The sequence below is a fragment of the Pseudotenacibaculum sp. MALMAid0570 genome, from assembly GCF_040151415.1.
GTDB lineage: Bacteria > Bacteroidota > Bacteroidia > Flavobacteriales > Flavobacteriaceae > Polaribacter.
Genome location: NZ_JBDKWF010000045.1, coordinates 196,303 through 211,782 on the forward strand (window position 1 = coordinate 196,303; position 15,480 = coordinate 211,782).

The 15,480-nt window shown below is 31.7% G+C and carries 5 protein-coding genes; all 5 read right to left on the reverse strand.

Annotated features, from left to right (window positions below; genetic code table 11):
* A complete protein-coding gene (locus AAON49_RS04130) occupies nucleotides 1–1,116 on the reverse strand; it encodes a zinc-binding dehydrogenase (protein ID WP_349552848.1) in 1,116 nt (371 codons plus the stop codon).
* A gap of 3 nt (nucleotides 1,117–1,119) precedes the next feature.
* Nucleotides 1,120–6,627: an SDR family NAD(P)-dependent oxidoreductase gene (locus AAON49_RS04135; RefSeq protein ID WP_349552849.1), complete on the reverse strand. Its 5,508-nt coding sequence runs from the start codon at nucleotides 6,625–6,627 to the stop codon at nucleotides 1,120–1,122.
* A complete protein-coding gene (locus AAON49_RS04140) occupies nucleotides 6,605–11,593 on the reverse strand; it encodes a non-ribosomal peptide synthetase (RefSeq protein WP_349552850.1) in 4,989 nt (1,662 codons plus the stop codon). The genes AAON49_RS04135 and AAON49_RS04140 overlap by 23 nt, the downstream gene beginning before the upstream one ends.
* Nucleotides 11,594–11,719: 126 nt before the next feature.
* Nucleotides 11,720–13,210 carry a TolC family protein gene (locus AAON49_RS04145; protein ID WP_349552851.1) on the reverse strand — a complete coding sequence of 497 codons (1,491 nt, stop codon included), beginning with the start codon at nucleotides 13,208–13,210 and terminating at the stop codon, nucleotides 11,720–11,722.
* Between the two features lie 10 nt (nucleotides 13,211–13,220).
* A complete protein-coding gene (locus AAON49_RS04150; RefSeq protein WP_349552853.1) occupies nucleotides 13,221–15,467 on the reverse strand; it encodes an NHLP bacteriocin export ABC transporter permease/ATPase subunit in 2,247 nt (748 codons plus the stop codon).
* Between the last annotated feature and the right edge of the window lie 13 nt (nucleotides 15,468–15,480).

The window sequence follows — 15,480 nt, forward strand, 5'->3', positions numbered from 1 at the left end:
TTAATCATACTTCACAACCAGTTTACCAATATGAGTTCCTCTAGACATTGCTGTAATAGCTTTTTTTAAGTCTTGTATAGGGTATACTGTATGATAAATAGCTTTAAAAGCATCTTCTTCAAATAATTCTACTATTTCTTCAAGAGCTTCATAAATCTCTTTTGGGTTAAAAAACAATAATGAGATATCTAAAAACTGAAATACAATTCCGTTTCTAAACAACTTCATTCCAAAAGCGGTATCATTAGCGATATCTTTTTTATCGATATGAATAAACTTTCCAAATGATTTTAACAGTTTTACACTTTCAAACATTGCTTCTCCTGCTAGAGTATTTAAAACAATGTCCATTTCGGTATTTTCAGATTTTAAAATCTTAGCAAAGTCTATAGATCTTGAATCGTACACATTTTTAATACCATTGTTTCTTAAATGTTCTCTTTTTTCTTCGGTTCCTGCAGTAGCAAAAATATTAGCTTCTTTCCATTTAGCTATCTGAATAGCAGACAATCCAACTCCTCCTGATGCGGTATGAATTAATGCATTCTGAGATTTGCTTAAACCTCCTAACTTAATTAAACCTATGTATGCAGTTAAGAATACTGTTGGCACACAACACGCTTCTACAAAAGATAAGTTTTTAGGTTTTAGACAAACAACGCCTTTATGAGCATTGAATGTTTTAATAAAATGACAATTTTCTCTTACTACGCCATCATGTCTGGTATGCCCTATATGTAAGGATATTACTTCATCGCCTGGTTTTACATGTGTAACATTCTTTCCAACTTTTTCAACAATTCCTGCATAATCTGACCCCATATTTGATGGTACTCCAGGAGAACTTGGATATTGCTTAGATGCAATCATAACATCTCTAAAATTCAAACTTGAAGCTTTAGCTCTAATTTGAACATGATCATCACCAGGATCTGAGATTTCGGTTTGTTCTATAGCAAAATCAAAAGCCATATCTGACTTAAAACTATATTGAAAGTTTTTAGAAAAATCTATTTCGCTTTTTCCTGATTTTTTCTTTGATTTAGTGAGTTTCGCCAGTAGTTCTGCTTGTTTTTCTGGCGGTAAACTTTTTAATTTCTTTAAAAAATCACTCATGAATTATTCGTTTAAAAGTTTTTCAAGATCTTCTGTTGAATGTTCTCCTAATATTTTTTCAAGTACTAATTCAGCTAACTTAGCTATAGTTGGGTTATTTACAAATTCGTCTGTTGTGATTGCTACTTCAAACTCATCATTAATTCCAGAAACTACTTGTATAGCTAGCAATGAATTTCCTCCTAAGTTATTAAAAGAATCATTTGATCCAATTTTATTGATTCCTAAAATAGCTGTCCAAATCATAGCGATGTTAATTTCTATTTCATTTTCTGGCGCTACATAAGCTTCATCAATATCTGGTCTATCATCTATGTCTTCAACTTTTTTAACGTTAGATATTTTATCTTTTCTTTTCTGAATTAATACAGATCGTGTAGAATCATCAATATCTCTTTGTAAGTCCATTGTATAGACAATTACTTGAGATATGTCTGTACTCAACATCGTATCTATTACTTGTTCACCTTCTTCTGGTAAAATATCATCTTCTAATGCGTCAGCAACAAGTTCTTCTTCTTCTTTTTTACTTGAGCTATCGTTAGATAAATCTGCAAGTTTGGTAAAAGAGTAATTTAATATTTCAGCTATGGTATCTCCTTCTGCATTAACAATATAAAAATCAAAAGCAAGTTGATTTTCTATAGGATCTGCTGAAGAAACTTTGGTATATGCATACAATTCTTGTTCAAAAGGTGCATATAAATTCACTTCACCATAAGAGAATGGTAAATAACTACTGGTTAATTGCATGTATGCAAAATGTGCAGAAGTAGCTACATCTAACATAGATGGGTGCAAGAAGAAGTGAGAGAAATCATCTTTAAACTCGTCGTGTAATGAAAGTTTTGTAATCCATTCATTTTCTCCTATATGGGTTTTGTCTTTACAATCCCAACGTTTACTATACTGTAGTGTTGGTTTATTATTTCCATCTGTAAGCACCAAAGTATGTCTAGCATCATCATAATTAGGCATCTCTTCTAACAACTTAGCTGTATTCACCTTTTCAGGTTTCGCATTTTCTTTGAATGTTAGCTCACCACTAAAATGATCTTGCCATCCTTCTTTTGTTGTTGCTTCAGATCCTTCGGCAATGCTTTTGAACACAAATGCATAATCGCCATTGGATTTCTTGTCGCAGAACAGATATAGATCTTTCTGCATTCCTTTTAACATCATTAAAGGCGATAAGAATTCTGTGTTTCTAAGCGATAATGTACCCGATATTCCTTCTTCTTCTTTCCATTTCATTAACGTATCTACATAAGAAGTTCCTACCATTGTTGGAATACTGGTTAGTAAGTGCTCTGTGAAAATCCAGTTTTTATCAGCATTCAAGTTTACTTTATAACAAGATTCGTTCTCATTTTTATGTGAGAATGACACAGCAATTGGATGATTCTCAGCTGAGTGCCCAATTGTTTTGTGTTGTGGTTGATTCTTTTTCTTTTTTGTTCCTAACCTCCAATCGGCAGCCATTCCTATAAGACCCCACTGACCCCAGTTGATTGAACTTACCACGGCAGATTTGTGCAACCATCCTGGTGCATTTGCACAGGCATCCATAAATGAATTTGCAGAGATATAATCTACTCTTCCTGTTTCTCCTAAAATAGCTGTAATTGAAGAATACAAATGAATAAAATCTACTTCTCTATCTTTCAAAAGTTCTTTAATAATTAAAGTTCCTTGTACTTTAGGATTGATAACTGGTGTAATTTTTTCATTTTCAATAGAAGCAACCACACCTCCTCCAGCAACTCCTGCAGAGTGTACAACTCCATTAATGGCACCATACTTTTCTTCTACATCATCAAAGGTTTGTTTCATCTTATCAAAATCTAAAACACCAACACTATAGTAAGCTACTTTAGATCCTAGTTCTTCAACTTTTTGAATTGTTGTAATCTTATCTTTTAAGACTGCATCTGTATTTTTGTCTTCCAAGAGTTTTGCCCAATCGTTTCTGTCTGGAAATTCTTTTCTTCCTGTCCAAACAATAGTAGCTCCTTTGACTCTTTTTGCAATTAATTCAGATAAAACTCTACCAATACCTCCAGATCCTCCAGTAATGATATATACACCATTGTCTTTTATGAGTTTAGAAGGGTCATTTGGAATCTTTATTTGCTCAAAAGTCTGAGTCCATCTATGCAATCCTGAATATGAAATAATATTCTCATCAGTTTCAGCATTTACTTCTTTTATAATTTGTGTAGCCAATTTTGGCTCCAAATTCGATTTTACTGAAGTAATATTTATTAATTGAGTTGAAATTCCTAAGTGTTCTTTGTATAATACTTTCGTAGGACCTACAACTAACGTTTTTTCTGGTTTTGCAATTCCGCTTCCTATAACATCAAAACCGTCATTAATTAATGAAACTAGTCGTACGTTTTCAGTAATATTATTGGATAAAATTCCTTTTTGCAAATACAAGAGATTGTAAAAATTACTATTTAAATTCTCTTGTGCATTTTCTAAAGAGAGTTCGTTTTTCTCATCATCATCAAAAGACCAAGAGTATATTACTTTTAAGGTAGTATCCTCTTCTTTAACAGCTTCAAAAACTCTTTCATAATCTTCCTTGTTTGTTACATCAATTACAAAGGTACTACCATCTTGATCGTAGGCTTTACCTTGGTGAACTGTATAATAATCCTTGCCTTGTTCTTGAAGGTTTTTTACGATAGATTTAGAAAGTTCTCCTTGTACAAAAACAATCCATTTTTCAGAAGTAGTAACTTCTTCTTTTTCTATTTTTGGAAGAAAGTCTATTGCACTGGTTTTTTTCCATGTAGCTGTATAATACCAATCTTCTACAATAGGAGTTTTTTCGTTTTCTCCTGTTGAAACATTGGAAGTATTTGAAGAGAAATCTACCAAATATGATTTACGGTTAAAAGGAAGTAATGGAAACGGCATTTTTTCATACTCTGAAGAATTAAATCTTGCTTCAAAGTCTACAGGAATATCCTCCATCCACAATTTTCCTATTGCATTATCCATAGAAATTACGGCATCAGATTTTTCATTTAATGTTGAAATTACCGCATGTTTCATTTCTTTATTCAGCCTTCTCTTAATTGCCGATTCTAAAGATTGTCCTGGTCCACATTCGAAAAACACTGCTGATTCGTTTACCAATATCTGATCTGCGGCATCTCCAAATCTAACAGGATCTATAACATGGTTAATCCAATAGTCTCTGTCTTGAGCTTGCTCGTCTGTCATTAATTTACCTGTTACCGTACTAATCACAGGAATTTTAGGAATATTTAATGTTACAGACTTAAAGAACTCACTAAATTCTTCTAAACAAGGTTCCATCATTGTAGAATGAAAAGCATGAGAAGTAGGCAACAATTTATTGAATACTCTATCTTCTTTTAACTTCTTGGCAAAAGATTCTATGTGTTCTGTTTCTCCTGAAACCACTACTAACTCTGGACTATTAATAACGGCAACGCACAATTCTTTTGGAAGAATTTTTAACAATTCTTTTTCACTCATCAATACAGCTAACATAGATCCTTGAGGAAGATCAAAAACAAGTTTACCTCTAACAGCTACTGCTTTTAAAGCATCTTCTAACGACATGATACCTGAAACCGCAGCCGCTACATACTCTCCTACACTATGACCAATTAGTTTATCTGGCTTGATACCATAATTCTGTAATGTATTAGCCAAAGCATAACTAATCATAAAAATAGCAGGCTGAGTTATATACGTATCGTCTATTTCTTTTTTTGATTTTTCAAAATCTTCATCAGAAGGGAAAATAACTTTTCTGATATCGATATTGATAATCGATTTAAGAATTGTAGAACAATGATCAACACACTCCTTGAAATCTGGAATGTTTTGATATAATTCTCTTCCCATATTTATGAATTGATTTCCTTGTCCAGGAAACATAAATACAAGTTCCTTACTGTCAGTTGTAATTTGTTTGACTGGTGATGATTTTTCTAAGCTTTTTAAAAGATCTTCACGGTCTTTAAATGGAAATACTCCTTTGTATTTCATTGCTTTTCTAGCTACCCTTGATGTATGTGCTAACTGATTTAAATTAACATCTGGTTGGGTTTCGATGAAATCTTTTAATTCTTTACAATAATTTTCAAACGAATCTTTGTGATGTGCTGAAAGGAACAAAGTATCGTACTGTTTTTTTGTTTCTTCTTTCTTAGGCTTTGGTGGCTCTTCAAGAATAACACATGCATTGGTACCTCCCACTCCAAAAGAGTTTATAAGGGCTCTTCTTGGTGTTCCATTTCTTTGCCACTCTTTAGTTTTTGTATTCACAAAGAATGGACTTTCGTTAAAGTTAATTGCTGGATTTGATTCGTTATAGTTTAAAGATGCTGGAATTATTCCGTGTTTTAAACTTAATGATGTTTTTATAAGACTAGCAATTCCAGAAGCAACATCTGTATGACCAATATTTGTTTTTACTGAACCTAATGCACAATATTGTTTATCATCTGTATATTGAGAAAAGGCTTCTGTTAATGATGAAACTTCAATAGGATCTCCAACTGGTGTTGCTGTACCATGAGCTTCAACCATAGAAATAGATCTTGGGCTTATTCCTGAAAATTCTAAAGCTTCAGTAATTACTTCTACTTGACCTTGAACACTAGGAGCTGTATAACCAGCTTTTCTATTTCCATCATTGTTGATAGCTCCTCCTAAAATAACTGCATAAATATGATCTTTATCTTCAATTGCATCTTCTAACCTCTTTAAGGCAACTACTCCTCCTCCTCTACTAAATACAGTTCCTTGAGCATCCTTATCAAAGGTTCTACATTTTCCGTCTGGAGATTCTAAACTACCTGCTTGATACATATATCCTTTAGTAGCAGGAAGTTCTACTGTAGCTCCACCAGCTAAAACAACATCTGATTGGAAACTAAGCAAACTATCTATTCCCATTACAACACCTACCATTGAAGTAGAACAGGCACTTTGTACATTAATACTAGGTCCTTTTAAATTCAATTTATAGGATACACGAGTTGTTACATAATCTTTATCGTTACTGGTAATAATTGAGGTACCATTGGCGTATTTCAATACAGATTCATTTTCTATAGTATCCATAAGATGATACGGTGAACCTGTTCCTCCAAAAACGGCAATCTTTTTATCAGTGTTAAACGGATCTATACCGCTATCTTCTAGTGCATGCCAAGCACATTCTATAAAAAGACGGTGCTGTGGATCTAACAATTCTGCTTCTCTGGGAGTAAAATTAAAAAACTCTGCATCAAACATATCAGCGTCTCTAACAATTCCTCTCCTTCTTACATAATTTGGATCTTTGTATTTTTTAGGAGATACTCCAGCAGCTTCTAACTCTTCGTCAGTAAATTCTACTAAAGACTCTCTTTCTTTTACTAAGTTTTCCCAAAATTCTTGTGTGTTATTTGCTCCAGGTAAACGACAGTCTAAACCTACAATAGCAATTTTGTCCTTATTTTCTCCTTGATCTTCCATAAGATTGTTTTTTAAGTTGAATTCTACTTCTAATAGCTTTTGCTTTATCAGAAGCTAAGTTTGCGTATCTTTTTCGATATTCTTCGGCTAGCGATTTAATGTTTGGATATTGATATAATTCTATAATTGAAAAATCCATAGACAATACTTTTTCTAGCTTGTCTTTTATTTTTAAGAATAGAATTGAATGACCTCCAGCGTCAAAGAAATTATCAGTCATTGAAAAGTCGTCATGGCCAATTACTTCAGTCCAAACTTTATAAATAGTGGCCTCAACATCGTTTTCATTTGAGTTCTTATTTTGTGTATTGTTCATTGTTTTTTTCTGCTTGTTTTCTTCCAAAGCTTTAAAGTTTATCTTTCCATTGGGCAACTTTGGAATTGTGTCTACTTGATAGATAAATGACGGAATCATGTATTTTGGTAAGAGTAGACTTAATGTTCTTTTTAGATCATCTGTATTTATAAATGTTTCAGCTATAATCAAAGCATTGAGTCTTTCATCATCAATATCTTGTTGATGTTTGTATGCAACCACTTCTCTTATTCCAGAATATTTAAGGATTGCCGCTTCAATTTCACCTAATTCAACTCGATATCCTCTAATCTTTATTTGATGATCATTCCTTCCGTGGAATTCAAAATTTCCATCCATCATCATTCTACCAATATCTCCTGTCTTATAAATAACTTTATCGGAAATATCATCAGAAGGTTTTACAAAAACTTTTTCTGTTTTTTCTATATCTTTCCAATATCCTTCTGCTAGGATTTCACCTCCAATGTAAATATGTCCTGGAATGCCTCTTGGCACTAATTTTTTCTCGTCATCCAAAATATACATGCTACTATTCAAAATAGGTTTCCCAATAGGAACACTATTGTATTTTGGATTTTCTACGCATTGATAATGAGACATGAAAATGCTGGCCTCTGTTGGTCCATAAAGATTATGTAGCGTACCTGAAAACTCTTTTGTAACTTCTTTTTTAAGATCAATAGGCATTTTTTCTCCACCACAAAACACCTTTTTTAATGTAGGTACTGATGAAAACATTTTAGCATTGTTAAATAACCTTAATCCAGAAGGCACAAATTGAGCAATGGTAACCTCTTTAGAATTAATGGTTGATGCTATTTGTTCTGGAGATTCGATATCTGCTCTTTTTTTAAGGACTAGTGTTCCTCCTGAGATTAATGGAAGAAATAATTCCCATACTGAAATATCAAAACTAATGGACGTTTTTCCTAATATTATAGATTCTGTTGTAACATCAAAAGTTTTTTGCATCCACAATAAGTAGTTGGCAACTCCTTTGTTAGGAACCATTACTCCTTTAGGGTTTCCAGTAGACCCAGAAGTATATATTAAATAGAGTAAATCGTTCTTATCTACAGTAGACTTTATATTATTTACTTGAACTTCCTCTTTAAGAGTTTCATCAATAAAAACAATTCTTATATCATCATTTAAAAAACTTGTAGATTGGTCTGAAGTAGTAAGTACACAATTGGTTCCGGCATGTTGTATTATATATTCTTTACGTGCTTTTGGATAGGTTGGATCTATTGGAATATACGGAACTCCACTTGCTGCCATGGCTAACATCGCAACTATCATCTCTGGTGTATGATCCATATAAATAGCTACTGGATGTTCCTTGTTTAGATTCAAAGTTTTAAGATGCTCAACAGTAAGAGCAATTTTATCCATTACTTGTTTATAAGTTAGCACTTTATCATAATAATTAACCGCAGGTAAATCTTTATGCTTTTCGCAGGCTGCTTCAAATAAGTTGAATAAAGTTAACTCTGAGTCAAAGTTTATTTGAGTTCCTAAGCTTTTTCTTAGTACTTCTTCTTTTTCTGAAGTCCACATTTTAGGAATTTCACCAATCTTGGAATCAAAATCTTCTAAAACATTTTGTAAAATTTGTTTCAAAAGTCTTACAAATTGTAATGCGAAAGCTTCATCTATTACTGCTTTATCATAGGTGACTTTAAGTGTAATAGACTCTGAATTATCAAAACACTCGAATTGTAAATCACATTTTGCATTACCATTTGTTACTTCTTTCGATTCTATTTGCAATTCATCTGTTTGACTCGAATATGTATCTGTTTGATGATAAGCAAATAACTGTTTAAATGCGCTTAAGGCTAGGTTTACTCCTTCTTTTCTGAGAATTTTAACCAACTCATCAAGTGGTACTTGCTGGTGATCTAATATTCTAATCGTATCTGCTTTTATTTCATTTGCTAATTTGTCAAATGATTTTTCTGCATTGCATTTTGTTCTTAGATACAAAGTATTAGAAAGGTATCCTATACTATTTTGCTCTGCTTTGGATAATCTATTTGAAAAAGGCATCGCTATCAAATACTCTTCTTGATTTCCAATTCTATACAAAGTAGAAGCGAAAGCGCTTAAGAACAGCATGTTAAGTGTAATGTCTTTTTGAGCTGATATTTGGGCTAGTTTCTTTCTGAAATTTGGATCTATATTGGCAAGTACTGTTTCAGATTCGAAAGAGTTAGTGGTTTTGTCTTCATAAATCTTAGGCAAACCATTAATTGCCTTTACTCCTTTTAAATAACGTTTCCAGAAACCAAGACTTTCTTTATAGTTTTCTGTTTTTTCATATTCATTTCTTAAGAAGGAAATTTCAGAGAATGAAATTGAAGAAAAACTAGGTTCATTTGATTTATTAGAACTATAATAGTGAGTTAATTGAGTAATAAAATTTGGTAAAGACTCTCCGTCAAAAATAAGATGACTGATCACAAAGCCTAACACGTATTTGTTTGAACTAATCTTGTACAGTTTAAACTTGAACAAATGGTCATCAAAGCTAAAAGGTATGGAAGCTATATTAGAGATACTAGTATCAATAAACGATTGTTGTTCTGAAGGTACTATATCTTCTAAAGTCTCAAGATTTAAACTAAAGTCTTTCTCTTCTTGAATAAAGTATGGTTGTCCATCATCAATAATTAATTTAGAAGATAGGAGTTCATTTTTCTTAATAATAACTCTAATTGCTTCTTCTAATCTGTCTACATCTAGACTGCCATTTAACTTAATTGAATATGCAATATTATATGATGTATTAAGAGGATTTGCTTGCAGAAAGAAAAACAATGATCTTTGAGGAATACTCAATTGCATTTTTTCTGATCTTTTTGTTTTAAAATCTTGAAAAATAGGTTTTAAATACTGTTCTTTTGAAAATGATTTTAACAATGCAGCCGGTGATGGGTTCTCGAAAAAATGCTGAAAACTAATTTTTTGAGAGAAAGTTTCTTCTACTTCAATTAGTAATGAAATTGCTTTTAGAGAATTTCCTCCTAAGTCGAAAAAGCTATCGTGCATTCCCACTTTCTCCACATTAAGGATTCCTTCATATAAGCATATAATTTTTTCTTCTTCTTTGTTTGATGGAGGAATATAATTATTATCTAATTCTGGCCTTATATATTCTATTTCGGGAAGTAACTTTCTATTTATTTTACCATTTGCTAATACTGGAAATTCATCAATAAAAGACCATTTTTCTGGAACAGCTGCGCTAGGCAAAAAATTCAACAAATAATTTCTTAATTCTTGAATGCTAGGTTTTTTCTCTTCAGGTTTTATATAAGCAATAATGCTTTTTTCTAGAAAAAGAATCACATTTTTTGAAACCAAAGGATGATTTGCCAATGTATTCTCTATCTCTCCTAATTCTATTCTTTGTCCGTTAATTTTAATTTGCTGGTCTTTTCTTCCAGAGAATCTGTATTCATCTTCTTCAATTCTTGAAACAAAATCACCTGTATTGTATACATCTACAACTCCGTTCTTCTGAGATTCATATTTAAAGAACGTTTTTTGAGTTAATTCTTTATTGTGTAAATAACCACTAGAAATACCAGGTCCTGAAGCATATAAGAATCCTTGTTCTCCAACTTTTGCTTCACTTCCGTCTTCTTTTATGACATAAAAATTTGTTCCTGGTAAAGGATTACCTATAGAAATATCATTCTCTCCAGTAACTTTTTTAAAGCTCAAATTAGCTACAGCTTCAGTTGGCCCGTATAAATTCCAAATAGGAATTTTAGGAAAAAGCTTTTGCGTCTGATGAATAAGACTTTGAGAAACATCTTCTCCTGATAAGAATAAAGCCTTGGGTGATTGTAAGCTTTGTTTATTTTTATTTTTCTTAAACCATTCTATAGCTAAAGACCAAACTGAAGGCACACAGTATAATCCGTATTCTGGGTTTTCTGAATACCACTTAAACAGATGTTCTGGATCTTTTAGAAGATTTGGAACAATGTGCAGGGTCTCGCCTGCTGATAAACAAGAGAAAATTTGCGATACAGCTGCAGCAAAATTAATATCTGAACTTAGTGGTAATTTATTTTTTAACGAATTCTTAAAAAAACTAGTAGTCCAAGAAGTATAATATGAAAGATTTTTATGTTTTATTTCAACTCCCTTCGGAACGCCTGTTGATCCGGAGGTAAAAAGTATATAAGCTAAATCTTCTCCACTAATATCAACATCAACTTTATATTCTTGCTCTTTAAAGTCTAATGTTTCATAAATTAAATGCTTACAAGAAGTATTTTCTAATAGTTTTTGATTCTTTTTATCAGAAATAATCAATCTACTTCCCGATGTTTTTAAGATACTTTCTATTCTCTCTGTAGGAAAGGAAGTTGACAAAGGTATATATGCCGCTCCTGCTTTAAAAGCACCTAGTATGCTTATAATAAATTCTATACTTGGTTCTAGTAAGACAGCAATTACGTCTCCTTTTTTTATTTCATTTTGTTGAAGATTAAATGCTAACGCATTAACTTTTTTCTTTAATTCTTGATATGAAACTTTTGTATTGCCGCAGACAACTGCTTCCTTTAAAGGATTGAGCTGAGCATGATTACATATGCTATAGTGTATTGGGGGGAACCTATTTTTCAAGTTAATTTCTTTTATCTTTTTACTATTATTTTTTAATAGGAATTATATACTAAAAATATACTCTAACTTACGGTAATATGCAAGATTATAAATGAGTAGAAATACCTAATTTTATATTTGCTTTTTTTACTTAAAAAAATTAAGCAATGTGAATTCATTTAACTCTTGTTGATTGTTGGGTAATTCTCCTAATATGAATTTAAGATTTACAAAGTTTTTCCATATTTCATATTTTAAGTTGTTAAGTGATTTTAGTGCCTTAAAATAATTATCAAAAGAAATGGTAACATCGATTTGAGTTGCGTTACCTAATTTAAATTTTTCTTTCTCATCTTGATAGTTTCGTTTCATTAACTCAACAATCAACTTTGTTTGTTCGTACAAATTAATTTTTTGTTCCAACAGAGTCATGTTTAGCTTAGCATTTATGGTACTCTCGAAAAGAAATTGCTCTAAAAATGTTTTGGTTCTATCTGTTTCTACTAATTGCTCTAAATATGCTCCTTTTTGCTTTTGATTTCTAATTGGAAAATTATGAGTTAAGGAAACTAAAACGCTATAACCTGGATAAGTACTTCTCAAGGTATTTCCTAAATTAAAGCTTCCGTTTTGTGTTAGTCCAAAGCGAGCTACTTTAATATCAAGATCCAATTGATTTCTTTTTTGATTCTTAGCGTTCTTAAGTAATATTTCATTTTCTTCAACTCTTAGGGCTATACTTTTATATTGAGGTGTATTCTTTAAAAGAGTTGTTAGTTCAGATTTTCTAGTTGTAATATATCGGATTAACCATTCTTTATCTGGATCTGGAATTTCATCAGCTAGGTCAGGAATAGAATCTTGCGTTGTTTTATTGTCATTTCCTAAAAGGATTTTTGTTTGATAATAAGCTCCAAAAGTTTCAAGTTTAGCCAGTGTCAGCTGTTGTAGTTTCTGTTCTACCAAAGCGTCAGCTCTATTTTTTTCCACCAAAGGAATTACATCGTTTTTAGCTAGTTCATAAATATCCTTTTTATACTTTTTTGCTTCTTGAAGAGTCATCTGTTCTATAGCATACAGCTTTTTGTTCTCCTTGAGCGTTAAATATGACAAAAGCAAATCATTAAAGTAAGTTAAAACTTGATTTGAGAATTGTTCGTCTAAAGCTTTTTGATTTATTTTAGAAGTCTCTATAAATGCATTTACTTGACTGTTTTTTCCCAGACCTCGTAATAGTGGAATTGTGGCTCCCACCCAAGCTCCAGAACTGTTTAATATAATACTCTCTTGTATTAAGTCTGTCCTTTCTAATCTAGCACCTGAATAAAAATCAATTCCAAATTTAGTAGGAATCACTAAATTGCTTTGAAAATACTGGGTTCCATTGTTTGTAATGGTTGGATCTATTCCAGAACCGTAAACAACTTCTGAATCTATATAAGGGTTTAAAAAACCATTTGCTCTTAATAGTGAGTAATTGGATTTAGTTACATTCAGCTTTTCTAACTTTATCTCATAATTATTTTTAAAACCTTCTTTAAGGATTTCTTCAAAAGAAATAGTTTTAGTTTGTGCTTCTAACTGAACAGTTACAAGTATTAAAATTAGTACGATAAAAAATCTAGCTCCAATTTTCATTACTTCTATTTTAACTCATTTGGTTTTTTACAAGTTGATAGAAAAATCCTTTCTTTTTAACTAATTCATCATAGTTCCCTTTTTCCATAATTTCTCCTTTCTCTAAAACAACAATTACATCAGCATCTTTGATGGTACTTAGTCTATGTGCTATTACAATTTTTGTAGCATTTAATTCATCTAAATTATCTGTAACCGTTTTTTGAGTATCATTATCTAAAGCGCTCGTTGCTTCATCAAATAGCACTAGCTTTGGTCTTTTTATCATAGCTCTTGCTATGACGATTCTTTGTTGTTGACCACCCGAAAGCGTACCTCCTCCAGCTGGAAGATATGTGTTCATTTTATCTTCTAAGGCCTCAATATCTTTATCACAACCAGCCATTCTTGCCGCTTGCCAAGCTTCTTCTTCCGTATAATTTGAGGTACCTATTATATTGTAAAGAACAGTTCCTTGCATTATTTTACCGTCTTGTAAAACTACACCTGTTTGATCTCTTATAGTTCTGATATCTACTTCTCTCATATCCATTCCATTAAACAAAATGGTTCCAACTTCATAATCTTCAAACCCAAGCAATACTCTAAAAAGAGTTGACTTACCTGATCCTGATCCTCCAACAATAGCTACAAACTGACCAGGGTTTATTTTAAGACTTACATTTTTAAGAATCAAATTCTCTGTTCCTTGATATTTGAAGTTTAGATTAGATATTTCTATCTCTCCTGTTAATTTCCCTACATCTTTTTTATCATCATAATCTTCAGTTTCTGCTTCTAACAGAGGCCTTAACAATTCTAATGTTGGTTTTATACTCATTAATGGAACTGTTACCATAAATGCACTTATGAGTGCTCCTTGAAAACTTAAGTATGCCGAATTAAAAGCGATAAAATCTCCAATACTAAACGAAGCATTGGGTAAGGTTAATAAGTCGAATATTCTAATATAGATTAACAAAGTGGCTAAAATTGGAAAACCATATGTAAATACAGAAGCAATGATGATTAGCTTTTGCTTATTAGCATAATGTTGTTTTTGTTTAGAAAATTTATCAGCCCAAATATCAAATACTTTATCTTCAGATGCAGTCATTCTTACTTTCTTAATTCCTCCCATCATCATCATCATAAAACCAGAAATGATTGCTTGCATTCTCATTGTGCCTGCTACATGTTTGTAGGCAAGCCTACTTATTGTTAATGTGAAGGCAGCAACAACAACTCCTAAAAGAAGTGCTAAAATGGTTAGTTTAACATCATAGTAAAACATTAACGCTAGATAGAAAATAGAAAAAATTGCTGCCACTAATGCACTCATAACATTAGCAGACAAAATGGTTCTTATTTTTTCTATACCTAAGCTTCTTTCAGCTAAATTTCCAGCATCGTATTTACTAAAGAAAGGAACTTTTAATGACAAAATTCTATCCCATACAGCAGATTGCAGCTTATAACTCGCTTTTCCTTCAAATCTAAGTACAGCTATTGATTTTGCTAGGTTTATAATTCCTAAAATAGCAACTAAGGTTAGCAGCACATATCCTATTTCGTATAGGCTTCCTTGTTCGCCTCCTGGAATAATTACATTAAAAATATATCCTGACATTATTGGTATGAAAAGTGATAACAACGCTCCAATAACTCCAAGTACAAAAAAGAAAACAACGTCTTTCTTTGTAAAAGCTAAAGTGAATTTTAATAAATCTAATCGATTAATTTTTCCTTTTGGTAAAGGTGTAAAAAATGAGTGTACTGTGTTTTCGATATCTGCGGCAATAACCTCGTCAACTACTCTATCTTTTCCTATTTTAATATTCTTAAGAATATATTTCTTTCCTTTTCTAACAAGTGCTACAGGTGTTTTATCTTCTTTTAAAAATGCTAATAATGGGCCATGATCATGTTTCCACCAATTGTCTTGTAAAAGAATTTTTCTTGATCTAATATTTGATGCTCTTAGAATTTTCTTCAACGGACTCCAAACTTGAAGAGCATTATCAAATCCAGCAACAAATTCTATTTTTTCAACATTACCAATAAGTTTGCAGGTTTTTAAAAGTAATGAATCATATGATTCATTAGCGTTATATGTAAAGTTCTCTTTTTTGTTCTTTTTAGGAAAAAGTACTGTGTTTAATTTTTCATAAGCTCCATCGTGTGATTTCTTCCTAAAAAAATAGGAAGTTTTCACCTGCTTTATATATCCTTTATATAAAGGGTCTTTAGAATTGTTATCTGATGAATCTTTTTTCATTTACCTACTTCTA